Below are 22,698 nucleotides of genomic sequence, written 5' to 3'. Positions count from 1 at the left end.
TCCCCGGCCGGGGTCACTCCGGCTCGTCGCTCCCGTCGCTCCGCTTCGGGTCGTGCCACTTGGGGTCGGTCTCCCACTCCAGGTTGCGTTCGCGCGCGGTGCTCATCGCGCGTTCCGCCTCCTGCGGGGTGGTGTACGGGCCGAAGCGGTCCTTGGCGGGACACTCGGGGCCCTCCTCGACCTTCTGGTGCTTCAGGCAGTAGTACCACTCACCGGGCTTACCCACCGTGCGCTTCTTGAACAGGGCCATCGTCCCCACCTTTCTCCCTCGCCATGCTGCCCCACTTCCGCTCGATAGACTCGTCGGCATGTCTGGTCAGTCGCTCCTCGTACCAGGGGAGATCTCTCCCGTCCGTTCCGTCCCCGGAAAGATCCGGCGCCCCGAGTACGTCGGGAAGCCCGGCCCCACCCCGTACACCGGGCCGGAAGTACAGACCGCCGAAACGATCGAGCTGATGCGGATCGCCGGGGGTATCGCCGCGCGGGCGATGGAAGAGGCCGCGAAGCACATCGCACCGGGGGTGACCACGGACGAGCTGGACCGGGTCGCGCACGAGTACATGTGCGACCACGGGGCCTACCCCTCGACGCTCGGCTACCGCGGCTTCCCCAAATCCCTGTGCACCTCGGTCAACGAGGTCATCTGCCACGGCATCCCGGACACCACGGTGCTCCGGGACGGTGACATCGTCAACCTGGACGTCACCGCGTACATCAACGGTGTGCACGGCGACAACAACGCCACGTATCTGTGCGGCGATGTCGACGAGGAGTCGAAGCTGCTGGTCGAGCGGACCCGCGAGTCACTGAACCGGGCCATCAAGGCCGTGGTGCCCGGCCGCCAGATCAACATCATCGGGCGGGTCATCGAGTCGTACGCCAAGCGGTTCGGGTACGGCGTCGTCAGGGACTTCACCGGGCACGGGATCAACACGTCCTTCCACTCCGGGCTGATCGTCCCGCACTACGACAGCCCGCACGCGACCACGGTGATCAAGCCGGGGATGACGTTCACGATCGAGCCGATGCTCACCCTCGGTACCTACGAGCACGACATGTGGGCGGACGGCTGGACCGTGGTGACGAAGGACCGCAAGCGCACCGCGCAGTTCGAGCACACGCTGGTGGTGACGGAGACGGGCACGGAAATCCTCACGCTGCCCTGACCTGTATCCGCACACACCGCCCGTCCCTTCATCTCTTGGCCCCTTCATCCCTTCGTCCCCTTATGTCCCGACGGGTTGCCCCTCGCGACACGAGGAGTAGGTTTTTTACCGACAGGACGTCGGGAAGCAGTTGACTTAGGTAAGCCTAAGTAAGAGTATCGGTCATGGCGGGCCGCCCGTGCCGCCACGTACAGCACCACCGGCCGGCACTCGCCCGCTTCCCGTCTCCCCCTCAGGTCTCCGGAGGCCCGCCTTGGACGCAACGCTGGACGCAACAGCCGCCGCCACGCCCACCCCGTTCTCCACGCTCATCCGGGTCGCCTCGCACGAACAGCACACCGCGGCCGAGACCTCGACGTTCATGAGCGACATGCTCGGCGGCCGCCTCGGGGTGGAGGCGTACACCCGCTACACCGAGCAGCTGTGGTACGTCTACCGCGCCCTGGAAGGCGCCTCCGAGGCCCTGCGGAACGACCCGGTCGCCGGCCCCTTCATACAGCCCGAGCTGGCGCGCACCCCCCAGCTGGAACGCGACCTGACCCATCTGCGCGGCGCCGGCTGGCGCGCGGACCTCGAACCGCTGCCCGCGACCGCCGCGTACGCCGCGCGCGTCGAGGAGTGCGCGCGGACCTGGCCCGGCGGCTTCGTGGCGCACCACTACACCCGCTACCTCGGAGACCTTTCCGGCGGCCAGATCATCCGCGACACCGCGGAGAAGACCTGGGGCTTCGAGCGCAAGGGCGACGGTGTGCGGTTCTACGTCTTCGAGGAGATCCCCAACCCGGCCGCGTTCAAGCGGGGTTACCGCGAGCTGCTGGACGCTGTCGCGGCGGACGACCTGGAGAAGCAGCGGATCATCGACGAGTGCAAGCGCGCGTTCGCCTTCAACGGGGCGGTCTTCCGCGAGCTGGGGGCGAGTTTCCCGCTGAGCGCGTGAGCGCGGTAAGCGCGGCGAGCGCGTAGACCGTCCGGCCGGTTTGTCGCGGGTCGGCTTGTCGCGGATCGGCTTGTCGACGGCCGGCTTGTCGGCGGCTGGCTTGTCGCGGGTCGGCTTATCGCGGATCCGCGGAGAGCAACCGCACCCGGCCGCCGATCTCGATCCACCCGTCGGGGCCGGGTGCGGTGATGAGCTGCGATCCCCGGCCCTGCATGATGTTCAGCGCGCGGCCGAGCTGCTCCGTGAGGAGCAGGGCCGCCGCGCCGGTCGCCTCGTCCTCGACGATGCCGTCGTCCCGGCGCGGGAAGGCGCGGGCCCTGACCCGGCCCGCCGCCTCGTCCTCCCAGGCCCAGGCGTACAGCCAGCCCTCCCCGGGCGGCGGGGCGGGCAGCGCGTCGACCTCGGCGGCGGACCCGTACTGCTGGAGGATGCGCGGCGGCGCCCACTCGGGGCGGGCCGTGATCCAGGTGAACTCGCCGTCCTGGCGCGCCCAGACCTCCCCGGCGGGCGGGTTCACGAACTCCAGGTCGAGCAGCCAGGCCGTACCGACGAGCGGATGCCCGGCGAAGGGGAGCCGCAGCCCCGGGCTGTAGATGTCGACCACGCCCCGGTCCGGGTCGTCGACGAACACGGTCTCGCTGTAGCCGAGCCGGGCGGCGATGGCCTGCCGGGCCGCCCGGTCGGGGTGGCGCCGGCCCTCGCGGACGACGCCGAGCGTATTGCCGTGCCGGCCGTCGGCCCCGCAGAAGACACTGAGTACGTCGATGTCAGTCACCGGAGCATTCAAACACCACCGGCGGCCTCCCCCGACCCCGGCACGGCCTCACCCCTGCCGGCCGTCGCCACGGCCACGGCGAGGATCACGACCACGGCCCCCACGGCGACCGCCACCGCTTCGAGCCGCCTCACCGGCGCGCGCCCTCGGGGTAAACAGCCGGGGGACGGGGGTTCGTTACGTGGTGGGGGCGTTCGGGGCGGGGCGGCGGCGGTCGCGGTGGCCGGGATCATCTCGTTCGTCGGCCTGCTCCCACGCGGACCGGGTCGCCGTCCTGCACGACGGGCGGATCGCGGCCGAGGGCCCGCCCGCCGAGGTCTTCGGCGACGAGCTGCTCAGCCGGGTCTACCGGCAGCCCGTCGAGGTCTTCCCGCATCCGCGCACGGGCGCGCCCGTGGTGGTCCCCAAACGCACTTGATCCAAAACGCGGTCATCGCGAGACGGTCTCGATCCAAAGCACGCCGACCCGAAACGCCCTTGACCCATTTTTGACCGCCCCATGGCGCAGTCCGGGGACCTCCGTGACCCGTCCGTATCCGACATAAGCCCACAGACGCCAATGAGAGCTGAATCACTGGACGAAACAACATTACTAAGGTAAGCCTCGGTTAAGTTAAGCCGCGCTGGTTCTGTTGCTTCCGGTCAATGCGACCCCCACCTTCCGGCCACGTCCATTCCTTCCATCTCCTTCCATCGTGGAGCCCGTATGCGACCCGCCCGCCTCTCCGTTGTCACCGCCACCGCCGCGGTGGCCGCCCTGACCGTCGTCACGGGCTGCGCCGAGAAGAGCGACACCAAGGCCGGCGACGGCGCCGTCCAGGTCATCGCGAAGGACACCTCCTGCGAGGTCTCCAAGAAGGAGTTCCCGGCCGGCCATGTCGAGCTGGCCATCGAGAACAAGGGCTCCAAGGTCACCGAGGTCTACCTCCTCTTCCCCGACGACCGGATCGTCACCGAGCGCGAGAACATCGGCCCCGGCACCAAGGCCAAGGTCACCGCCGAGGTCAAGGCCGGTACGTACGAGATCGCCTGCAAGCCCGGGATGAAGGGCGACGGCATCCGCCAGAAGGTCACCGTCACCGGCGGCAGGACGGCCACGCGCAGCCCGGAGATGGACGCCGCGGTCGCCGCGTACCGCAAGTACGTGCAGGAGCAGGCGGACGAGACGCTGCCGAAGGTGAAGGTCTTCACCGACGCCGTGCGCGCGGGGAACATCGAGGCCGCGAAGAAGGCGTACGCGCCCTCGCGGATCGGCTGGGAGCGGACCGAGCCGGTGGCCGAGTCGTTCGGTGACATCGACCCGAAGGTCGATGTGCGCGCCGACGGTCTGGAGCCCGGCCAGAAGTGGACCGGCTGGCACCGGCTGGAGAAGGAACTCTGGCAGGACAAGAAGCTCGGCAAGGACGCCACCGTGCTCGCCGACACGCTCGACAAGGACCTCCTCGACTGGCAGAAGCGCGTCGGCAGGGCGGAGATCACCCCGACCTCGATGGCCAACGGCGCCAAGGAGCTGCTCGACGAGGTCGCCTCCGGGAAGGTGACCGGCGAGGAGGAGCGCTACAGCCACACCGATCTGGTGGACTTCAAGGCGAACGTCGAGGGCGCGCAGGAGTCGTACGAGCTGCTCAAGCCCGTCGCGAAGAAGAACGACCCGGCGCTGGTGACCGAGCTGGACAAGCAGTTCGCCGCGCTGAACAAGCTGCTCGACCAGTACCGCGACGGCGCGGACTCCTACGAGTTCACCTCGTACGAGAAGGTCGGCAAGGAGCAGCGCAAGGAGCTGTCGGACGGTGTGAACGCGCTGGCCGAGCCGCTCTCCAAGCTCGCCGCGGCCGTGGTCAAGTAGCCATGTCCGACGAGAAATCAGAGAAGAGCTCAGAACCGGAAGAGACGTCTGCGGAGGCATCCGCGGGTACGTCCCCGGTGAAGCCCGCGGAGGGCGCGGAGGGCGCGCCGCCCTCCCGCCGTGCGCTCCTCGGCTGGGGCGGTGCCGGGCTCGCGCTCGGCGCCGCCGCGGCCGGGGGCGCGGCGGTGGTCCTGCGGGACAAGGAGGCCACGGCGCCCGCCTCCGACACGGGCGCGGGGGTCGCGTTCCACGGGGTCCATCAGGCGGGGATCGCCACCCCCGTACAGGACCGGCTGCACTTCGCCGCGTTCGATGTGACGACGGACGACCGCGCGGAGCTGGTCCAGCTGCTCAAGGAGTGGACGCGGGCCGCCGAGCGGATGACGGCGGGGCATGCGGTCGGTGAGGGCGCGTACGGCGGACTGCCGGAGGCGCCGCCCGACGACACGGGCGAGGCGCTCGGGCTGCGGCCGTCCCGGCTGACCCTGACGATCGGGTTCGGCCCGGGGCTGTTCACGAAGAACGGCGAGGACCGGTTCGGGCTGGCCGCGCGGCGTCCGGCCGCGCTGGTGGACCTGCCGAGGTTCCCCGGCGACAACCTGGACCCGGCGCGCGGCGGCGGCGATCTCTGTGTGCAGGCGTGTGCGGACGATCCGCAGGTCGCGGTGCACGCGATCCGCAATCTGGCCAGGATCGGCTTCGGGAAGGTCGCGGTGCGCTGGTCGCAGCTCGGCTTCGGGAAGACGTCGTCGACCACGCCGGATGCCCAGACCCCTCGTAACCTCTTCGGTTTCAAGGACGGCACCGACAACATCGCGGTCACGGAGACCGACGCGCTCGACAGGTACGTCTGGGTGGGCGGGAAGGACGGCGCGGACTGGCTGACCGGGGGCTCCTACCTGGTGGCCCGCCGGATCTCGATGCGTATCGAGAGCTGGGACCGCACCTCCCTCCAGGAGCAGGAGGACATCTTCGGCCGGGACAAGGGCGAGGGCGCGGCGGTCGGCAAGGCGCGCGAGCACGACAAGCCCGATCTCAGGGCGATGCTGCCGACCGCGCATGTGCGGCTCGCCCACCCGGACTCCCACCACGGGGTACGGATGCTGCGGCGCGGTTACTCCTTCACGGACGGTACGGACGGGCTGGGCCGCCTCGACGCGGGGCTGTTCTTCCTGGCGTACCAGCGTGATGTACGGGACGCCTTCATCCCCGTACAGCAGGCGCTGGCGCGTTCCGACGCGCTCAACGAGTACATCCAGCATGTGGGTTCAGCGGTCTTCGCGATCCCGCCGGGCGTCCGGGACAAGGGCGACTGGTGGGGCCGGGCGCTGTTCTCGTGAGGCGACACGCAGCAGCAGGTCGGCGAAACAGTCCGCCAGCAGTCCGCAGAAGCAGGAATGAGGGAACCGCGTGTTCGGGAACTATCTGATCGGTCTGCGCGAGGGGCTGGAGGCCTGCCTTGTCGTCTGCATCCTGATCGCGTATCTGGTGAAGACGGAGCGGCGTGACGCGCTGCGGCCGATCTGGATCGGTATCGGGGTCGCCGTCACCCTCGCGCTCGCCTTCGGTTTCGGGCTCGAATTCGGCTCTCAGGAGCTGACGTTCGAGGCGCAGGAGGCGCTCGGCGGTTCGCTGTCGATCGTCGCGGTGGCGCTGGTGACCTGGATGGTCTTCTGGATGCGGCGGACGGCCCGGCATCTGCGGAGCGAGCTGCACGGGAAGCTCGACAGCGCACTCCGGATGGGGACGGGCGCGCTGGTCGCGACGGCTTTCCTCGCCGTGGGCCGGGAGGGGCTGGAGACGGCGCTGTTCGTCTGGGCGTCGGTGCGTGCCTCCTCGGACGGTACGTACGCGCCGCTGATCGGGGTGCTGTTGGGCATCGGTACGGCGGTGGTGCTGGGCTGGCTGTTCTACCGGGGCGCGCTGCGGATCAACCTGTCGAAGTTCTTCACCTGGACCGGCGGGATGCTGGTGGTCGTCGCGGCGGGGGTGCTCGCGTACGGGGTGCACGACCTCCAGGAGGCGCGTTTCCTGGGCGGGTTGTCGGACAGGGCCTTCGACATCAGCTCGACGATCCCGCCGGACAGCTGGTACGGCACGCTCCTCAAGGGCGTCTTCAACTTCCAGCCCGACCCGACGGTCCTCCAGGCGATCGTGTGGTGTCTGTATCTGGTCCCGACGCTCGCGCTGTTCCTCGCCCCGGTAGGGTTCGGACGGTCAGTGAGGGCCACGGAGCAGAAGGCGACCGATGAGCAGGCCGAGAAAGCCGATTCGGGTAGCGGCGGGGATCGCGACGGTGACGGTTCTGTCGCTGACGGCGAGCGGATGCATGACGGTGCACGGGGAGCTGGCGGTCGTTCCGGCGGCGAACGCGACCGAGGCTGAACAGGCGCTGAAGGACTTCACCGACGCGTACAACGCGGCGGACAGTGCGTACGATCCGAAGCTCGACGCGGACCGGGTCTCCGGCGCGCTGGGCGCGATCAACCAGGCCGGGCTGAAGGCCCGTTCGGTCACCAACCCGAACGGGAACCCGGCGCACCAGCCGCTGGCGCTGGCCGACGCCAGATTCACGATCCCGAAGAAGGCGGGCTGGCCGCGCTGGTTCGTCGCGGACACCGACAGCAACCGCGACAAGGACGACCGCGGGGCGCAGGACACCCGCTGGGTCCTGGTCTTCGTACGGAACGGGCCCGACGACCGGTGGAAGGTCCCGTATCTGACCATCCTCCCCGCCCATGGTGTGCCCGCGTTCAAGAAGGACGCGGACGGCTGGGGCGAGGCGGTGGCACCGGACAGCACGGTGCTGGCGGCCCCGCCGGCGGCGCTGAGCGCGGACTACGCGACGTACCTGACCGACGGCACCCCGCCGCTCTTCGCGAGCGGCGCGCACACGGACAAGTGGCGGGAGCTGCGCAGGAAGAACGCGCGGCTGCCCGGGATAGCCACGCAGTACGTCGACCAGCCACTGACCGAGGGCGACTTCGCCCCGCTGGGGCTGGCGACACAGGACGGCGGGGCGCTGGTCTTCTTCGCGACGCGCTACTTCGAGCGCCAGACGGGCGCGAAGGGCGTACGTCCGAAGGTGAGCGCGGACGTCAAGGCGCTGATGACGGGCGAGGTGACCACGTCGTTGACGAAGGAGTGGATCTCCAGCCAGTCGGTCCTGGTCCCGCGCGCGACGGCGGCCACCCCCACGGTGCGGGTGCTGGGCCGGCTCCAGGGCGTGGTGTCGGCGAAGGGCTCGTAGAGGTCGCGCGGGCCGTGGAGGTCGCGCGGGCCGCAGAGCCCGTGGAGAGCCCGTCTCCCCGGGGCGGCGGGAGTCCGGCCCCGGGGTCGTACAGCAGATTGGTGCTGGGGCGTGCTGCAGAAGGTTGTGCCTGGGCAGGTCAGGCCGGGAGGTGACCCCTTTAGCGGCCCAGCGGCCAGGCCACCGCGTGCGGGTCCAGCTCGCCGTTCTCGCCCGCGTAGCGCGCGCACGCGTCCGTGAGGGTCTCCAGCAGGGTCAGCGGGTCCGGCAGCGGGTGTTCCGGGCCGCGCAGCCACCGTACGGACAGCTCACCGGGGAGCCGGGCCGGGGGGACGAGTACGTAGCTGCCCCGGCAGTGCCAGCGCAGGCCCGGGTGCTCGTCCATGGTCTCGGGGTGGCAGTCCAGCTCGCAGGGCCACCACTCGTCCTCGTCCTCGGGGGTGCCCCGGGTCGCCGTGAAGAAGAGCATCCGGTCGCCGCCGGAGTCGGCCACCGGGCCGACGTCGATGCCCCGCTCCAGCAGGCGCTCCAGCGCGCGTCCGCCCGCTTCGAGGGGGACGTCGAGCACGTCGTGGATCATGCCGGTCGCGGTGATGAAGTTGGCCTCGGGCTGATTGCGCGCCCAGCGCTCGATCTGCGGCCGGTCGGTCGTCGACTGGGTCTGCCAGGCGAAGGAGAGAGGGTGCCTGGCGGGGGTGGGACAGCCGATGCGGTCGCAGGAACATCGGTAGCCGACCGGGTGGGCCGCGGGTGAGACGGGCATACCGGCGTCGGCGACGGCGAGGAGCAGCGCCTCACGACCCGCCGCGTCTCCCTGGTCGAACGCGGCGTCACCGGCGCTCTTCTTGGGGCGCCTGCGCAGCCACTGGGGAATCCTGCTCTCCGTGCCGCGGTAGCGGCCGAAATCGTCGCCCATCTATCCCCTCACACCTCGTGCTCGTCCCTGCGGACTCTCCTCATGGTCGCACCATCCTGCTCCTCACATGGCCGAGAGCCCCAACCGGGGTACGGGGGGCCATGCCACACCACGGGCCTTATTGCGGCTTATGTGCCGATATCAAGCCCGGGATCGGGGCGCGAAAACCGGTGTCGTTCGACACATCCGCCCCGCGCCCGCCCCCCATGCCCGCCCCCCATGCACCTACGCGCCCCCGCGCGCCCCCCGCCCGGCCCTCCAGCCGGCCCCCCGGCCACCCCGGGCCACCCTCCGGGAATCAGCCGCGCGGGGCCAGGCCGTACAGCGCGTATTCGACGACCGTGTCCGCGTACTCGTGTGTCAACGGCGCCGTCCGCAGCAGCCAGCGGTGGGCGAGGGGGCCGACCAGCAGCTCCAGCGCGATCCGCAGATCGAGCCCCCGGAGTACGCCCTCCACCGGCCGGGCCGCGGCCAGCCGCCCCATGTACAGCCGGAGCTGTGGTTCCAGCATCTTCCTGGCCATTTCGGCGCCCAGCTCGGCGTCGACGATGCCCTCGGCGGCGAGCGCGCGGGAGGGCACCTCGTACTTGGGGTTGTTCATCTCGTCGACCGTGGCGCGCAGGACGAGTTTGAGGTCGGCCTCCAGGTCACCGGTGTCGGGGATCTCGTCGATGCCCGCCCCGCCGTCGGCCTCCCCGGCCGCCTGTTCGGCGCGGTCGAGGAACGCCTCCAGCAGTACGGCCGCCCTGGAGGGCCACCAGCGGTAGATCGTCTGCTTGCCGACCCCGGCGCGGGCCGCGATGCCCTCGATGGTGGTCCTGGCGTAACCGACCTCGCCGACGAGCGCGAGCGCCGCGTCGTAGATCGCGCGGCGCGAGCGCTCGCTGCGCCGCCGGGTGGACCCGGGGGCCCGGCCGGACCCACCGGTGGATGCCCCGTCCGGGCCCGGAGCCCTGCCGGACGCTTCGTCCGGCGCCTTGTTCGAAGCGCGTTCAGCCATGGCGCTCAATCCAGGGCGTGCGGCGAAAGCCCCCTCCCGAAGCCCCTCCCCCGGCCCGGTGTACGGACGAACCACCCGAACGGTGCACAGCGCGCGAGCCCCGGCGGGCGGACCATTGCTCCCACATCGGCGCATAGTGCGCCGACCCCCTCCGTGAGGAGCCCCCGTTGCCCCGTGACGCCTCGCCCCGCAGCTATCTCATGTGCCCGCCGCGCCACTTCGACGTGACGTACTCGATCAACCCCTGGATGAACCCGGAGAAGCCCGTCGACCCCGCGCTGGCCCTCGCCCAGTGGGAGGACCTGCGCGACCGCCATCTCGCCCTCGGGCACACCGTCTCGCTGCTGGACCCCGTGCCGGGCCTGCCCGACATGGTGTTCGCCGCCAACGGCGCCACGGTCATCGACGGCCTGGTCCTCGGCGCGCGCTTCCGCCACCCGGAGCGCCACGGCGAGGCGGCCGCGCATTTGGAGTGGTTCCGTACGCACGGGTACGCGGACATCCGGGAGCCCGTGCACATCAACGAGGGCGAGGGCGACTTCGCCGTCACCGCCTCCTGGCTGCTGGCCGGGCGCGGCTTCCGGGCGAGCCCGCACGCGCACGCGGAGGCGCAGGAGTTCTTCGGGCGTCCGGTGATCGGCCTGGACCTCGTCGACCCGCGCTACTACCACCTGGACACGGCCCTGTGCGTCCTGGACGACAGGGCCGACGAGATCATGTACTACCCCGACGCCTTCTCCCCCGGCAGCCGCGCCGTCCTGGCCCGGCTCTTCCCCGACGCCCTGATCGCCGACGCGGCGGACGCGGCGGCGTTCGGGCTGAACGCGGTCGGCGACGGCCGTCATGTCCTGCTGCCGCACTCCGCCACCGGGCTCTTCGCGCCCCTGCGCGCGCGGGGGTACGAACCGCTCGGCATGGACCTGGGCGAGCTGCTCAAGGGCGGCGGCAGTGTGAAGTGCTGTACGCAGGAGCTACGCCCCGGCAGCCGCTGAATCCCCGTCGTCGTGGGGCGGCCACGCGTCGCCCCACGCCGTGTCCCGGGCCGCCCGGTAGAGCGGGCCGTGCCGCTTGGTGACCGTGCCGCGCGTCAGCCCGTCGCCCTCGGTGCACAGGTCGAGCAGCACCTGCCCCTTGCGGATCTGCGGTTTACGGGTCACCCGGGCCCGTACCGGACGCGCCTCGAACCGTACCGCCGCGACGTAGCCGAACTTCTCGTCCTCGTACGCCAGCGAGCCGCCCTTGATCTGGCGGTGCAGCGAGGACCTGCTGACCCGCGCCGCGAAGTGGCACCAGTCCGTGCCCGCCTCGATCGGGCAGGCGCCGCTGTGCGGGCAGGGCGCGGCGATCCGCAGGCCCGCCGCGATCAGCCGGTCGCGGGCCTCGATGATCCGCAGATAGCCGTCCGGGGTGCCGGGTTCCACGATCACCACGGCCCGCGCGGCCCGCGCCGCCTCGTCGACGAGGGCGGTCCTGTCGGGGGCGGTGAGTTCGTTCAGTACGTACGAGACCGTCACGAGGTCGCTCTCCGGCAGCTTCAGCGCGGCCCCGATCCGCTCCCGGCGCCACGCGGCGGCGCGCAGCGCGGGCGCCCCGGAGGCCGCCAGCTCGCGGCCGAGCGCGAGCGCGGGCTCGGCCCAGTCGAGGACGGCGGTGGTACGGGGGGCTCCCTCGCCGGTACGGGAGGACCCCGTACCACCGCCCCACACCGCGTCCGCCGCCCACACCGCGGCCCCCGTCCCGCCGCCCACGTCGACATGGCTGCCGGGGGCCCAGCCGGGCGCCGCGTCCGCCAGCCCCGCCAGCGCGGCCCGTACCGCCTCGAAGGTCGCGGGCATCCGGTACGCGGCGTACGCGGCCACGTCCGAGCGGTCGCGCAGGACGGGCGCGTCGGTCGGGATGGTGCCCCGGTAGTGGGCGATCAGCCGTTCGACGGCTTGCGCGGCCTGCTTCTGCGGCAGTCCTTCGAGCAGTCCGGCGAGCGCGGCCCGCAGGACTTCCGAGGTGGGGAGGGTGTCGTTCACCGGCGAGTTCACCGGCAAATCGTAGACGCGCGGCGGGGCCGGCGCGTACGCCGTCCGGGCGCGGAACCGATGCGGCACCGAACCGCTCCGCCATCGGGAGCAGTTGCTACGCTACGGCCCTTGTCGGGCCGGGCTTTCCCGGGGGAACCAATGAGACAGCGGGTCGTACGGGTGGCCCCGGTGGCCTGGGTGATCGTACTCGCGCTGCTGCTCACGCTCGCCACCTGCGGCGGGGACCGGACCGTCGGGCGGCGACGTACGCGAACGGTCAGGCGGCCGGGCGCTCCATCGGCGTCCGGTGCTGCCACGGCCGTACGAGCCCCACGAAGCAGCCGAGCGAGGCGAGCGAGGCCACCAGCTGGACGACGGCCATGGGCACTGCCGTCCGCTCGCCCGCGATCCCGACGAGCGGTGAGGCGACGGCACCGATCAGGAACGACGCCGTGCCGATGAGCGCCGAGGCCGAGCCCGCCGCGTGCGGGGTGCGTATCAGCGCGGAGGCGTTGGTGTTGGGCAGCGCGAGCCCCATCGCCGACATCAGGACGAACAGCGCCACCGCGATCGGGATCAGCCCCACCTGGCCGAACACACCGCTGGTCATCAGCAGCAGCGCCAGCGAGGCGAGGGCGATGACGACCAGTCCGAAGCCCAGCACCCGGTCCAGGGCGACCCGGCCGACGAGGATCTTGCCGTTGATCTGGCCGGCGGCGATCAGGCCGACGGAGTTGATGCCGAAGAGCAGGCTGAAGGTCTGCGGCGAGGCACCGTAGATCTCCTGGACGACGAACGGGGAGGCCGCGACGTACGCGAACAGCGCGGCGAAGGCCAGCCCGCCCGCCAGCATGTAGCCGGTGAAGATCCGGTCGGCGAGCAGGCCGCGCATGGTGCGCAGCGCGGAGCCGACCCCGCCGCTGTGCCGCTTCTCCGGCGGCAGCGTCTCGTACAGCCACTTCCAGACGACGAAGGTGAGCAGGACGCCGATCACGGTGAGCACGACGAAGATGCCGCGCCAGTCGGTGACGCGCAGCACCTGGCCACCGATCACGGGCGCGATGATCGGAGCGACGCCGGAGATCAGCATCAGGGTGGAGAAGAACCGGGCCATCTCAAGGCCGTCGTACAGATCGCGCACCACCGCGCGGGCGATGACGATGCCCGCCGCGCCCGCCAGCCCCTGGAGCAGCCGGAAGCCGATGAGGAGGGGGACGGTGGGGGCGAGGGCGCAGAAGGCGGTGGCGAAGATATAGACGAACATGCCGAGCAGCAGCGGCCTGCGCCGTCCCCACCGGTCGCTCATCGGGCCGACGATGATCTGGCCGAGCGCCATGCCGAGCAGACAGGCGGTGAGGGTGACCTGCGCGGTGGCGGCGCTCGCGCCGAGGGAGCCGCTGACCTCCGGCAGCGCCGGGAGGTACATGTCCATGGAGAGCGGCGGCACGGCCGTCAGCCCGCCGAGTATCAGGGTGAACAGCAGCCCGGCACGGCGCGCGGCGCCGGGGTGGTTGTCGGGGGTGGTGAGGCGCGCCGGACGGCTCTGTCCTGGCGTTATATGGGCTTCTCGGGTGTCTCGTCCCTCGGTGGTGCGGCCGCCGTCCGGCATCCGGGTCTCCATGGGTAGTCGATTGCGCACCTATGCTCTCAGCTCATCCGGAGTCGTCGAAACGTTTTCCGGAGTCGTCGAAGCGTAGGGGGGCACGTAATGGCCACGGAGTCTGTGGTGCGCTGGGGAGTGGTGGCGACCGGGGGGATCGCCGAACGTTTCGTCACCGAGGTGGGGGAGCTGCCGGATGCCGAGATCGTCGCGGTGGCGTCACGGAGCGGGGACGCGGCGCAGGAGTTCGCGGGACGGTTCGGGATCCCCCGGGCCTACGGCGACCAGGCGTCGCTGTTCGCGGACGAGGAGGTGGACATCGTGTACGTCGCGTCTCCGCACTCCGCGCACCGGGCCGCCGCCGGGCGGGCGCTGTCGGCGGGCAGGCCGGTGCTCTGCGAGAAGGCGTTCACCCTCGATGCCCGGGAGGCCGGGGAGCTGGTCTCGCTCGCCCGGGAGCGCGGCCTGTTCCTGATGGAGGCCATGTGGATGTACTGCAATCCGGTGATCCGCCGGCTGGCCGAGCTGGTACGGGACGGCGCGATCGGCGAAGTCCGTACGGTGCAGGCCGACTTCGGCCTCCAGGGGCCGTTCGCCCCGGACCACCGGCTGCGCGATCCGGCGCTGGGCGGCGGGGCGGTGCTGGACCTCGGGGTGTATCCGGTGTCGTTCGCGCATCTGCTGCTGGGCGAGCCCGACCGCGTACAGGCGGATGCGCTGATCTCGCCCGAGGGGGTCGATCTGAACACCGGGATGCTGCTGGGCTGGGATGCGGGGGCGACGGCGCTGCTGGCGTGTTCGGTCACGGCGGGTACGCCGTCGACGGCGGCGGTGACGGGCACGGCGGGCCGTATCGAGGTGCCCGCCGGTTTCTTCGCCACGGAGCGTTTCGTGCTGCACCGGTCGGGCGCCGAGCCCGAGGAGTTCACGGCGGAGAGCGGTCTGCACGGCCTCCAGCACGAGGCGGCCGAGGCGATGCGCTGTCTGCGGGCGGGCGAGGGCGAGTCCCCGCTCGTCCCGCTGGACGGCACGCTGGCGGTGATGCGGACGCTCGACGCGGTACGGGAGCGCATCGGCGTCCGCTACCCGGTGGATGCCGGCTGAGCCCTGGGCGGTGCCCGAGCGCTGGACCGGCCCGAACCCCTAGACCGGCCTGAGCCCCGGGTTGCCCGCCTCGGTCACGAAGGAACCCACCGTCGTGACCGGGGCGCCCGGGGTGGTGACGGCGGCGACCGCCCGGAAGTCGGCGCGCGCCTGCTCTGCGGACAGTTCCACCGTCACGTAACCGCGCTGTCCCTGGTAGAACCGCATGTGCGGGTTGGCGCCCAGGAGGGTGGCCCAGTTGGCGGGCCGGGGTGTGCCGTCCTTGCCGCTGGAGATGGACGTGGCCACGATCTCGGTGCCGAGGGTGCGCGAGTCCGGGTCGTCCCAGTCCTGCTTGAGGTCGTAGGCGTACGCGGTGTGCACATCGCCGGTCAGCACCATGAGGTTCCGGATCCCGGCCGCGCCCGCCCCGTCCAGGAGCCGCCGCCGGGATGCCGGATAGCCGTCCCAGGCGTCCATCGACACCTGGTACCCGGCGGTGGCACGGTCGCGGCGCCGGGCGAAGGTCACCTGTTGCGGTACGACGTTCCAGGTCGCGGTGGAGGCGCGCCAGCCGTCCAGCAGCCAGCGCTCCTGCGTCGCGCCGGTCATGGTGCGCGCCGGGTCCTCGGACTCGGGTCCCGGGAGCTGCCAGCCGTCGCCGTACGCCTGGTCGGAGCGGTACTGCCGGGTGTCGAGGATGTCGAACCGCGCGAGCCGTCCGAAGTCGAGGCGCCGGTAGAGCCGCATGTCGGGGCCGGTGGGGCGCTGGGGTGTGCGCAGTGGCTGGTTCTCCCAGTAGGCACGGTAGGCGGAGGCCCTGCGGAGCAGGAATTCCTCGGGCGGTACGTCGTTCTCGGGGATGTCGCCGGCGTAGTTGTTCTCGGTCTCGTGGTCGTCCCAGGTGACGACGAAGGGGTGGGCGGCGTGGGCGCGGGCGAGGTCGGGGTCGGTCTTGTAGAGGCCGTACCGCAGCCGGTAGTCCTCCAGTGTGACCGTCTCGCGGTTGTAGTGCGCGGGCAGTGTGCGGTCGGTGTAGGCGCGGGCGCCGCCGGTGGCGGTCACGGCGTACTCGTACAGGTAGTCGCCGAGGTGGAGGACGACATCGACGTCCTCCCGCGCGAGATGGCCGTACGCGGTGAAGTACCCGTCGTGGTACGCCTGGCAGGACACGGCGGCCAGCTTCATCCTGCCGACCTCGGCGCCGGGCGCGGGGGCGGTGCGGGTGCGGCCGACGGGGCTGATCCACGTACCGGCGCGGAAGCGGTAGTGGTAGACGCGGCCGGGTTCCAGGCCGGGGACATCGACGCGCACACTGTGGTGGAACTCGGGGTGCGCGTCGGTCTGTCCGCTCGCGGCGAGCCGGGTGAAGGCCGCGTCGTGGGCCAGCTCCCACTGTACGGAGACCCGGCTCGCCGGGAGTCCGCTGTCGGCCTGGTACGGGCTGGGCGCCAGCCGGGTCCAGAGCAGCACACCGTCCGGGCGCGGGTCGCCGGAGGCGACGCCCAGGGTGAACGGGTCCGTGGCGATCCGCCGGGCGTCCAGTTCGGCGGCGCCCGCGACGCCCGCGACGGGCAGGCCGACGCTGAAGGCCAGCGCGGCGGCGGCCCCGGTGCCGGTCATCAGGAACCGGCGGCGGCCGAGGCGCCGGGCGGCGGCTCTGAGTTCGGGTGCGTGACGGTGTGCTGGGGTCATGTGCCCTTCCCCTGAAGGCGGTTGACTGCGTCCTTTTGCAGTGCAGCGGGGGGCGGCGGCGCCCTGTTGTCGCGTACGCAACATGGATATGGCGAACGAATGAGAACCGCGTGCCGCCGCCGGGATCCGTTCACCGCGCCAAGTTCTACCTCACGTACCCTGCGTGACCATGAACGCCATGCGGAAGACCGACGCCGACCCTGACCGTTCCGCCATCGCCGTGGTCACCGGGGCCGGCTCGGGCATCGGCCGCGCGGTCGCCCGGGCCCTGAGCGACGCGGGCTGGTCGGTGGCCCTGGCGGGCCGGCGCACCGGGGCCCTGGAGGAGACGGCGGCGGCGCTGCCGGGCGACACCCTGGTCGTACGGACCGATGTGTCGGACCCTCAGGAGGTGGACGCGCTGTTCGACGCCGTACACGAGCGGTACGGCCGGCTGGACCTGCTCTTCAACAACGCGGGCACCACCGGACCCGGCGGGGTGCCGCTGGACGAACTGCCCTACTCCGCCTGGCAGAAGGTCCTGCACACCAATCTCACCGGCTCGTTCCTCTGCGCGCAGGCCGCGTTCCGCCGGATGAAGGCCCAGGACCCGCGCGGCGGCCGGATCATCAACAACGGCTCCATCTCCGCACACACTCCGCGCCCCGACTCCGTCGCGTACACCACCACCAAACACGGCATCACCGGCCTGACCAAGTCCCTCTCCCTGGACGGCCGTCCGTACCGCATCGCCTGCGGTCAGATCGACATCGGCAACGCGTCGACCGACATGACCGAACGCATGACCCGAGGCGTGCCCCAGGCCAACGGCGAGCTGGCGGTGGAACCGGTGATGGACGTCGCCGACGTGGCAGCGACCGTCCTCCACATGGCCCAGCTGCCCCTGGAGGCGAACATCCAGTTCGCGACGGTCCTGGCGACGACGATGCCGTACGTGGGCCGGGGCTGAGCACGCGTCAGCGGTGGCCTCGGCGCCGGCGAGCGGGCGGCGGTGTTCACCCCGCCGGCTCGCGGGCCGGCGCCGCCCTGCGGGCCAGCAGATACGCCTGGGGCGCCGTCTCGTTCGCTGCCGCTTCGCGTTCGCGCAGGAGCCGGGCGTCCACGGTGAAGCCCGCTTCGGTCAGCAGGGCGGCGGTGCGGTCCGGGGAGAGGCGGCGGTAGTCCAGGGATACGTCGTGGCCGAAGGGGCGTTCCAGTCGCAGGGGTTCTTCGCCGGTCTGGAAGGCGGCCAGCAGCCGGCCGCCCGGGGCCAGCACCCGATGGAACTCGGCCAGTACAGAGGGCAGTTGCTCGGGCGGGGTGTGGATCAGGGAGTACCAGGAGACCACTGCGCCCAGGGTGGCGTCGGGCAGCTCCAGAGCCGTCATCGTGCCCACCTCGAACCGCAGCTCCGGGTGGGCCTCGCGGGCCAGCTCGACCATCTTCGGCGACAGGTCGACGCCGAAGATGTCCAGCCCGAGTCCGTGCAGGTGTGCCGTCACCGTGCCAGGACCGCAGCCGAGTTCCGCGACCTGGGCGCCGCCGTCCGCCCGTACCAGCTCCGCGAAGGCGCCGAGCACCGCGCGGGCCAGCGGGTGGGCGGGCTCGGCGCGGAAGTGCTCGGCGTAGTCGGCGGCGATGGTGTCGTAGAAGGTGCGGGTGGTGTGCAGGTGGGCCGGGGACTCATGCGCGGCGGCGTGTTCCGTCATGGCCCCGGACTCTACTTCGCCGGGGCTCCCGCTCCGCCCGGGATTCCGCTCCGCCCGGACGCTACTTCATGGCCCCCCGGGTGAACCCGTTGTAGATGTAGCGCTGGAGGAAGAGGAAGGCGATCAGTGTGGGTACGATCACCAGCACCGCGCCCGCCGAGATGTTCTCCCAGTGTGCCCCGAAGGGCCCCTTGAAGCGGAAGAGCGAGGTGGAGATGGTGCCCAGCTCCTCGGAGGGCAGGTAGAGGAACGGGATGTAGAAGTCGTTGTAGACGGTGATGCCCTTGATGATGACCACCGTGGCGATGGCCGGTTTGAGCAGCGGGAAGATGATTTTCCGGTAGATGGTGAACGCGTTGGCGCCGTCGAGCCGCGCCGACTCGTCCAGGGAGACCGGGATCCCCCGGATGAACTGGAGGAAGATGTAGACCGAGACGATGTCCGTGCCCATGTAGAGCACGATCGGCGCCCAGACGCTGTCGAAGAGCCCGAAGCTGTTGACGATCTGGAAGGTCGCCACCTGCGTGGTCACCCCGGGCACCAGCGTCGCGATCAGGAACAGCGCCACCACCAGCTTGCGGAAGCGGAAGTCGAACCGGTCGATGGCGTACGCCGTCATCGAGCCGATGACGACCGTACCGGTGATGGCGAAGAGCAGGATGAACCCCGTGTTCCCGAAGGCGCTGAGCATCCGGCCGTCGCTGAAGGCCGTCACATAGTTGTCGAAGTTCAGTGGGTTTCCCGGCAGGGAGAGCGCGCCGCCGCCGTCCGCCATCTCCTTCCCGGTCTTCAGCGAGGTCAGCGCCACCACCGCCAGCGGCAGCAGCACCACGACCGAACCCACCACCAGGGAGAGGTACTTGAGGCCATCGGCGATCCGTCCCCGCACCCGTGTCCGTGTGGCGCCCACACCGGAACGCGTGGTCACAGAACGCGTGGTCACAGAACTCGTGGTCACACCAGGTCCACCTTGTCGTCCGGGACGAGACGGCGCTGCACCCATGTCACCACCAGGATGATCAGCAGCAGCACCACGGCCGCCGCCGAGGCCAGCCCCGTCTTGTTGAACTGGAACGCGAGCTTCACGGTCTGGATGACGAAGGTCTCGGTACCGGTGGCGCCGCCCGTCATGATGTACGGGATCTCGAAGACCGACAGCGAGCCCGAGACCGCCAGGATCACACTGAGGCCGATGATCGGCCGGATGCCGGGCGCGATGATGTGGCGGAACTGCTGCCATCGGTTCGCCCCGTCCAGCTCGGACGCCTCGTACAGCTCCCCCGGGATGGACTGGATCGCGCCGAGGAACAGCACGAAGTTCAGCCCCATGTAGCGCCACACCGACACTCCGGCCAGCGAGACGTTCGCCGAGGTCGAACTCCCCAGCCAGGCATGGTCGGTGGTGACACCGAACAGCCTCAGGACCGAGTCGAGGGTGCCGCCGTCCTGGAAGAAGTAGAGGAAGACGAAACCGATCGCGACCCCGTTGATCAGGTACGGGAAGAACAGCACCCCCTTGAAGAAGTTGCGGAAGCGGGTGTGGAAGCTCAGCACCGTGGCGAAGTAGAGCGCCGCCGCGATCTGCACCACCGAGGCCGCCAGGTAGTAGCCGCTGACGAAGAACACCTGGAACAGCTCGGGCCGGGTGAAGATCTCCGCGTAGTTGCCCGCGCCGGTGAACTCCAGCTCGGGGCTGACCCCGTCCCAGTCGGTGAAGCTGTACGCGACCATGTTGATGACCGGCGCGTACGTGAAGACCACCAGCAGCGCCAGCGGGACCAGCATGAAGAGCCAGGGCGTCGCCTCCCGCCACCGCCGCGCGCGCCGCTCGGGGGCGAGGGGTGGCGTGGCTACGGCGGGGGCGGGGCGCCGCCGCGGCGCCCTGTCCCGTACGGCTTCGCTGTCCGTCCGCGACATCAGGAGCCCGCGGCCCGCGCCGCCCCGGTCCAGCGCTCGGAGAGGCCCGCGAGGACTCCGTCCAGGCTGCCCTTGGTGGCGCCGCGCGCCACGTCGACGAGGTCCTGACGGTAGTCCGGCTTGGCGAGCCCGACCTCGGCCGCGTTGTCGATCTCGTTGACCTGTACGGCGTTGTCCTGGTTCAGCTCGATGAACGTCACACCCTGATCGGTGTACGGCTTGAGCACGTCGGGCAGCGGGGCGCCCTTCAGCGGCGAGAGCGAGAGGTTGTCCGCCGCGTAACCGGACGTGTCGGTGAACCAGTCGATCCAGGCACGGGCGGCCTCCTTGTGCGGGGAGTTGACGTTCACCGCCTGCGCGTAGTCGGGCGCGGCCACCGCGCAGAACCTGCCGTCCACCTGCGCGGGGAACGGCATGAAGCCGATGTCGGCGGGGTCGGTGCCCACCTTCTCGGCCGCCGCCCGGAACTGGGAGATCGCCCAGGATCCCAGCCACATGGTGGCGATCTCACCCTTGGCGAACTGCGGCTTGGAACCTTCCCAGTTGGTGGTGGACGGGTCCTTCTCGACCAGCTTCTCGTGGACCATGTCGTACAACAGCGTGTCGATGGTGCGTAATTCGGAGCCCTTGGCCCAGGGGTCGCCGCTCGCTAGCCTGTTGTTGGCCTGGGTGTCACAACTGACCGATCCCAGCGCGTTCGTCCACGCGGTGAGCGGCCACATGTCCTTGAAGTTGGTGTAGTAGGGCACCGCCTTCGTCTTCGACCTGATGGCCTTGAGGTCCTCGATGAACTCGGCCGGGGTGGTGGCCCAGTCGGTGATCCCCGCCTGGGCCCACACCTTCTTGTTGTAGAGGAAGCCGGCGGTCCCGCCGAGCGGGGTCTGGCCGTAGACCTTGCCGCCGACCGTGGTGAAGTCGGTGAAGCGGTACTTCTCGGCACGTTCGCCGCGACTGCCCAGGGAGGCGAAGAACTTCGGGTAGTCGTTCCGCTTGACCGCGCCGGGGATCATGAGGACATCGCCGTAGTTCTTGGTGTTCATACGGATCTTGACCTCCCCCTCGTAGTCGGTGATCCCGTCGAACTTGACGGTCACCTTGGGGTAGACCTTCCGGAACTCCTCGGCGTACTTCTTCATCGTGCCGTCCTGCACCCAGTCCGTACGGTGGGTGAGGACCGTGATCGATCCGGCGACCTTCGCCGGGTCGTCGGCGGCCTTCGCGTCCGCGCCCTCGGAGCTGGCCCCGCTTCCGGTGCAGCCCGATACCAGCAGCGCGGCGGCCGCGAGGAGCGCTGCCGCGCCTGTCGTCCGGTGTCTGTGTGAAGTCATGACAGCCCTTTGCTCGGATGGTGAGTCTCGGGTGGTCTCGGGTGGTCTCGGGTGGTCCCACGTGATCCCGGGCGATCCGGGCGATCCGGGTGATCTCGCGTGGTCTCGGAGAGAGCGCTTCGTGGGGGCGTGTGCCGACGTCCGACGCCGTGAAATTAAGGGCCGGGGAATCCGGGTGTCAATGGCGGTGCATTGCTTTTCTCGACCCTCTGGTAAAAACGATGGCCTATGATCCGGTTATTTTCAGCTGAACCGGTTCAGTGAAGACGTCACCGGACGTCGCCAGTCGAAGGATCAACCGAAGATCAACCGAAGATCGGTCGAAGATCGGTCGAATGCGAGGCACCGCCTTGGAACACCCCCCGGAGCGCCCGGAACACCCCCCTCAGCCCCCCGCGAAGCGGCCGACCATGGCCGATATCGCCCGTCGCGCGGGCGTCACCAAGGGCGCCGTCTCCTTCGCCCTCAACAACCGCCCCGGCGTCTCCGAGCCCACCCGACGGCGTGTTCTCGCCATCGCCGAGGAGCTGGGCTGGCAGCCCAACAGCGCGGCGCGCGCGCTCTCCGACGGCAGGGCGGGGGCGTTCGGCCTGGTCATCGACCGTCCGGCGCACACGCTCGGGCTGGAGCCGTTCTTCATGCAGCTGGTCTCCGGTATCCAGTCGGAGCTGATCACCGACGCCACCCCGCTGGTCTTCACCATGGCCGAGGACCAGGCCGCCGAGATCGCTCTCTACCGCTCCTGGTGGGCCAGACGGCTGGTGGACGGCGTCTTCCTGGTCGACCTCCAGGCCGAGGACGCCCGGATCCCCGTACTCGAAGAGCTGGGCATGCCGGCCGTGGTGATCGGGGCGCCGGTCGGCACCGGCGGGCTGCCCGCCGTCTGGAGCGACGACGCCGCCGCCGTCACCACCGTCGTACGCCACCTCGCCGGGCTGGGACACCGCAGGCTGGCCCGGGTCGGCGGCCCCGCCCGGCTGCGCCACACGGCGATCCGCGCCGCCGCCTTCGACGCGGCGGTACGGGAGCGGGGGCTGACCGGGTGCACCGTCGAGGGCGACTACAGCGGGGAGCGCGGCGCCGCCGCCACCCGCGAACTGCTGGGCGCGGCCGGTCCGCCCACCGCGATCCTGTACGACAACGACGTGATGGCGCTCTCCGGCCTGACCACCGCCCAGTCGCTGGGGCTGCGGGTGCCCGCCGACGTCTCCATCGTCGCCTGGGACGACTCGGCGCTGTGCGAGCTGGTACGTCCGCCGCTGACCGCGCTGAGCAGGGACATCGCGGGGTACGGGGCACACGCGGCCCGGCGGCTGCGGGAGGCGGCGGGCGGGCTGGCGGTGGGCGACCTGGAGGATCCGGCGCCGCGCCTCACCCTGCGCGGCAGCGTGGCGCCCCCGCCTCCGGGGCCGTCCGAACCGGCGCCTCCGGGGGCCGCATAAACCGGTATAGGGGCGCGTTCGCACTGTTGACGCTAAACCGGTA

At 70.8% G+C, this 22,698-nt stretch carries 22 protein-coding genes and 1 pseudogene; 11 read left to right on the top strand and 12 right to left on the bottom strand.

Annotation, left to right across the window (positions count from 1 at the left end):
• Nucleotides 1-13: 13 nt before the first annotated feature.
• Nucleotides 14-250: a hypothetical protein gene (locus ACIP8W_RS13145; RefSeq protein WP_401954380.1), complete on the bottom strand. Its 237-nt coding sequence runs from the start codon at nucleotides 248-250 to the stop codon at nucleotides 14-16.
• A 58-nt stretch (nucleotides 251-308) separates the two neighbouring features.
• Between ACIP8W_RS13145 and map the strand changes: the two genes are divergently transcribed.
• Nucleotides 309-1,166, top strand: a complete 858-nt coding sequence (map, locus tag ACIP8W_RS13140; RefSeq protein ID WP_401954383.1) for a type I methionyl aminopeptidase — start codon at nucleotides 309-311, stop codon at nucleotides 1,164-1,166.
• A 265-nt stretch (nucleotides 1,167-1,431) separates the two neighbouring features.
• Nucleotides 1,432-2,103: a heme oxygenase (biliverdin-producing) gene (locus ACIP8W_RS13135; RefSeq protein WP_401954584.1), complete on the top strand. Its 672-nt coding sequence runs from the start codon at nucleotides 1,432-1,434 to the stop codon at nucleotides 2,101-2,103.
• 115 nt (nucleotides 2,104-2,218) lie between these two features.
• Here the strand turns inward: ACIP8W_RS13135 and ACIP8W_RS13130 are convergent, their stop codons facing one another.
• A complete protein-coding gene (locus ACIP8W_RS13130; RefSeq protein WP_401954386.1) occupies nucleotides 2,219-2,878 on the bottom strand; it encodes a PhzF family phenazine biosynthesis protein in 660 nt (219 codons plus the stop codon).
• 8 nt (nucleotides 2,879-2,886) lie between these two features.
• Nucleotides 2,887-3,012 (bottom strand): hypothetical protein, encoded by a 126-nt coding sequence (locus ACIP8W_RS13125; RefSeq protein ID WP_401954389.1) that lies wholly within the window; start codon nucleotides 3,010-3,012, stop codon nucleotides 2,887-2,889.
• Between the two features lie 110 nt (nucleotides 3,013-3,122).
• Here ACIP8W_RS13125 and ACIP8W_RS13120 point away from each other — a divergent pair.
• The 5 genes and pseudogenes from ACIP8W_RS13120 to ACIP8W_RS13100 all read left to right on the top strand — a co-directional run.
• Nucleotides 3,123-3,296 (top strand): annotated as a pseudogene (locus ACIP8W_RS13120) (hemin ABC transporter ATP-binding protein); the annotation flags it as partial.
• Nucleotides 3,297-3,584: 288 nt separating this feature from the next.
• Complete coding sequence (gene efeO, locus ACIP8W_RS13115; protein WP_401954392.1) at nucleotides 3,585-4,724, top strand: iron uptake system protein EfeO; 1,140 nt, start codon at nucleotides 3,585-3,587, stop codon at nucleotides 4,722-4,724.
• A gap of 77 nt (nucleotides 4,725-4,801) precedes the next feature.
• The gene (gene efeB, locus ACIP8W_RS13110; protein WP_402202970.1) at nucleotides 4,802-6,064 is read left to right on the top strand and encodes an iron uptake transporter deferrochelatase/peroxidase subunit; all 1,263 of its coding nucleotides are present in this window, start codon (nucleotides 4,802-4,804) and stop codon (nucleotides 6,062-6,064) included.
• A gap of 70 nt (nucleotides 6,065-6,134) precedes the next feature.
• On the top strand, nucleotides 6,135-7,109 hold the full coding sequence (gene efeU, locus ACIP8W_RS13105; protein ID WP_401954398.1) for an iron uptake transporter permease EfeU: 975 nt from the start codon (nucleotides 6,135-6,137) through the stop codon (nucleotides 7,107-7,109).
• Nucleotides 7,054-7,974, top strand: a complete 921-nt coding sequence (locus ACIP8W_RS13100; protein WP_401954401.1) for a hypothetical protein — start codon at nucleotides 7,054-7,056, stop codon at nucleotides 7,972-7,974. The genes efeU and ACIP8W_RS13100 overlap by 56 nt, the downstream gene beginning before the upstream one ends.
• A 160-nt stretch (nucleotides 7,975-8,134) precedes the next feature.
• Here the strand turns inward: ACIP8W_RS13100 and ACIP8W_RS13095 are convergent, their stop codons facing one another.
• Together ACIP8W_RS13095 and ACIP8W_RS13090 are read right to left on the bottom strand one after the other, a co-directional pair.
• Nucleotides 8,135-8,890 (bottom strand): bifunctional DNA primase/polymerase, encoded by a 756-nt coding sequence (locus ACIP8W_RS13095; RefSeq protein ID WP_401954404.1) that lies wholly within the window; start codon nucleotides 8,888-8,890, stop codon nucleotides 8,135-8,137.
• Nucleotides 8,891-9,188: 298 nt separating this feature from the next.
• On the bottom strand, nucleotides 9,189-9,890 hold the full coding sequence (locus tag ACIP8W_RS13090; RefSeq protein ID WP_402202968.1) for a TetR/AcrR family transcriptional regulator: 702 nt from the start codon (nucleotides 9,888-9,890) through the stop codon (nucleotides 9,189-9,191).
• Nucleotides 9,891-10,057: 167 nt separating this feature from the next.
• Between ACIP8W_RS13090 and ddaH the strand changes: the two genes are divergently transcribed.
• A complete protein-coding gene (gene ddaH / locus ACIP8W_RS13085) occupies nucleotides 10,058-10,882 on the top strand; it encodes a dimethylargininase (protein ID WP_402202966.1) in 825 nt (274 codons plus the stop codon).
• On the opposite strand, the gene ACIP8W_RS13080 is transcribed toward ddaH, so the two are convergent.
• Nucleotides 10,862-11,911 (bottom strand): small ribosomal subunit Rsm22 family protein, encoded by a 1,050-nt coding sequence (locus ACIP8W_RS13080; protein WP_401954587.1) that lies wholly within the window; start codon nucleotides 11,909-11,911, stop codon nucleotides 10,862-10,864. The two genes, ddaH and ACIP8W_RS13080, sit on opposite strands and share 21 nt — an antisense overlap.
• 268 nt (nucleotides 11,912-12,179) lie before the next feature.
• On the bottom strand, nucleotides 12,180-13,523 hold the full coding sequence (locus ACIP8W_RS13075) for a multidrug effflux MFS transporter (RefSeq protein ID WP_402202964.1): 1,344 nt from the start codon (nucleotides 13,521-13,523) through the stop codon (nucleotides 12,180-12,182).
• 87 nt (nucleotides 13,524-13,610) lie between these two features.
• Between ACIP8W_RS13075 and ACIP8W_RS13070 the strand changes: the two genes are divergently transcribed.
• Complete coding sequence (locus ACIP8W_RS13070) at nucleotides 13,611-14,606, top strand: Gfo/Idh/MocA family protein (protein ID WP_401954416.1); 996 nt, start codon at nucleotides 13,611-13,613, stop codon at nucleotides 14,604-14,606.
• Nucleotides 14,607-14,645: 39 nt separating this feature from the next.
• Here the strand turns inward: ACIP8W_RS13070 and ACIP8W_RS13065 are convergent, their stop codons facing one another.
• The gene (locus ACIP8W_RS13065; RefSeq protein ID WP_401954419.1) at nucleotides 14,646-16,280 is read right to left on the bottom strand and encodes an alkaline phosphatase D family protein; all 1,635 of its coding nucleotides are present in this window, start codon (nucleotides 16,278-16,280) and stop codon (nucleotides 14,646-14,648) included.
• Between the two features lie 169 nt (nucleotides 16,281-16,449).
• On the opposite strand from ACIP8W_RS13065, the gene ACIP8W_RS13060 reads away from it, so the two are divergent.
• Nucleotides 16,450-17,229, top strand: a complete 780-nt coding sequence (locus ACIP8W_RS13060; RefSeq protein WP_402202961.1) for an SDR family oxidoreductase — start codon at nucleotides 16,450-16,452, stop codon at nucleotides 17,227-17,229.
• Between the two features lie 46 nt (nucleotides 17,230-17,275).
• Here ACIP8W_RS13060 and ACIP8W_RS13055 read toward each other — a convergent pair whose 3' ends face one another.
• The 4 genes from ACIP8W_RS13055 to ACIP8W_RS13040 form a co-directional block, all read right to left on the bottom strand.
• The gene (locus tag ACIP8W_RS13055; RefSeq protein ID WP_402202959.1) at nucleotides 17,276-17,968 is read right to left on the bottom strand and encodes a class I SAM-dependent DNA methyltransferase; all 693 of its coding nucleotides are present in this window, start codon (nucleotides 17,966-17,968) and stop codon (nucleotides 17,276-17,278) included.
• 61 nt (nucleotides 17,969-18,029) lie between these two features.
• Nucleotides 18,030-18,971: a carbohydrate ABC transporter permease gene (locus ACIP8W_RS13050; RefSeq protein WP_402202957.1), complete on the bottom strand. Its 942-nt coding sequence runs from the start codon at nucleotides 18,969-18,971 to the stop codon at nucleotides 18,030-18,032.
• Nucleotides 18,923-19,885, bottom strand: coding sequence for a carbohydrate ABC transporter permease (locus tag ACIP8W_RS13045; RefSeq protein WP_401954431.1), 963 nt, complete (start codon nucleotides 19,883-19,885; stop codon nucleotides 18,923-18,925). Before ACIP8W_RS13045 ends, ACIP8W_RS13050 begins: the two co-directional genes overlap by 49 nt.
• The gene (locus ACIP8W_RS13040) at nucleotides 19,885-21,213 is read right to left on the bottom strand and encodes an ABC transporter substrate-binding protein (protein WP_402202955.1); all 1,329 of its coding nucleotides are present in this window, start codon (nucleotides 21,211-21,213) and stop codon (nucleotides 19,885-19,887) included. Before ACIP8W_RS13040 ends, ACIP8W_RS13045 begins: the two co-directional genes overlap by 1 nt.
• A 410-nt stretch (nucleotides 21,214-21,623) precedes the next feature.
• On the opposite strand from ACIP8W_RS13040, the gene ACIP8W_RS13035 reads away from it, so the two are divergent.
• On the top strand, nucleotides 21,624-22,655 hold the full coding sequence (locus tag ACIP8W_RS13035) for a LacI family DNA-binding transcriptional regulator (protein ID WP_401954437.1): 1,032 nt from the start codon (nucleotides 21,624-21,626) through the stop codon (nucleotides 22,653-22,655).
• The last annotated feature ends 43 nt before the right edge of the window (nucleotides 22,656-22,698 follow it).

The organism is Streptomyces sp. NPDC088554 (assembly GCF_044752945.1).
GTDB lineage: Bacteria > Actinomycetota > Actinomycetes > Streptomycetales > Streptomycetaceae > Streptomyces.
Note: the sequence above shows the minus strand (reverse complement) of the source record. Positions and strands in the feature narration are given on the sequence as shown.

Bases quoted from the DNA above. Each gene is read 5' to 3' on its own strand.
- ACIP8W_RS13145 (WP_401954380.1), bottom strand. From the start codon at position 250: ATGGCCCTGTTCAAGAAGCGCACGGTGGGTAAGCCCGGTGAGTGGTAC.
- map (WP_401954383.1), top strand. From the start codon at position 309: ATGTCTGGTCAGTCGCTCCTCGTACCAGGGGAGATCTCTCCCGTCCGT.
- efeO (WP_401954392.1), top strand. From the start codon at position 3,585: ATGCGACCCGCCCGCCTCTCCGTTGTCACCGCCACCGCCGCGGTGGCC.
- ACIP8W_RS13100 (WP_401954401.1), top strand. From the start codon at position 7,054: ATGACGGTGCACGGGGAGCTGGCGGTCGTTCCGGCGGCGAACGCGACC.
- ACIP8W_RS13095 (WP_401954404.1), bottom strand. From the start codon at position 8,890: ATGGGCGACGATTTCGGCCGCTACCGCGGCACGGAGAGCAGGATTCCC.
- ACIP8W_RS13090 (WP_402202968.1), bottom strand. From the start codon at position 9,890: ATGGCTGAACGCGCTTCGAACAAGGCGCCGGACGAAGCGTCCGGCAGG.
- ACIP8W_RS13075 (WP_402202964.1), bottom strand. From the start codon at position 13,523: ATGGAGACCCGGATGCCGGACGGCGGCCGCACCACCGAGGGACGAGAC.
- ACIP8W_RS13070 (WP_401954416.1), top strand. From the start codon at position 13,611: ATGGCCACGGAGTCTGTGGTGCGCTGGGGAGTGGTGGCGACCGGGGGG.
- ACIP8W_RS13065 (WP_401954419.1), bottom strand. From the start codon at position 16,280: ATGACCCCAGCACACCGTCACGCACCCGAACTCAGAGCCGCCGCCCGG.
- ACIP8W_RS13060 (WP_402202961.1), top strand. From the start codon at position 16,450: ATGAACGCCATGCGGAAGACCGACGCCGACCCTGACCGTTCCGCCATC.
- ACIP8W_RS13055 (WP_402202959.1), bottom strand. From the start codon at position 17,968: ATGACGGAACACGCCGCCGCGCATGAGTCCCCGGCCCACCTGCACACC.
- ACIP8W_RS13050 (WP_402202957.1), bottom strand. From the start codon at position 18,971: ATGGGTGCAGCGCCGTCTCGTCCCGGACGACAAGGTGGACCTGGTGTG.
- ACIP8W_RS13045 (WP_401954431.1), bottom strand. From the start codon at position 19,885: ATGTCGCGGACGGACAGCGAAGCCGTACGGGACAGGGCGCCGCGGCGG.
- ACIP8W_RS13040 (WP_402202955.1), bottom strand. From the start codon at position 21,213: ATGACTTCACACAGACACCGGACGACAGGCGCGGCAGCGCTCCTCGCG.
- ACIP8W_RS13035 (WP_401954437.1), top strand. From the start codon at position 21,624: ATGGCCGATATCGCCCGTCGCGCGGGCGTCACCAAGGGCGCCGTCTCC.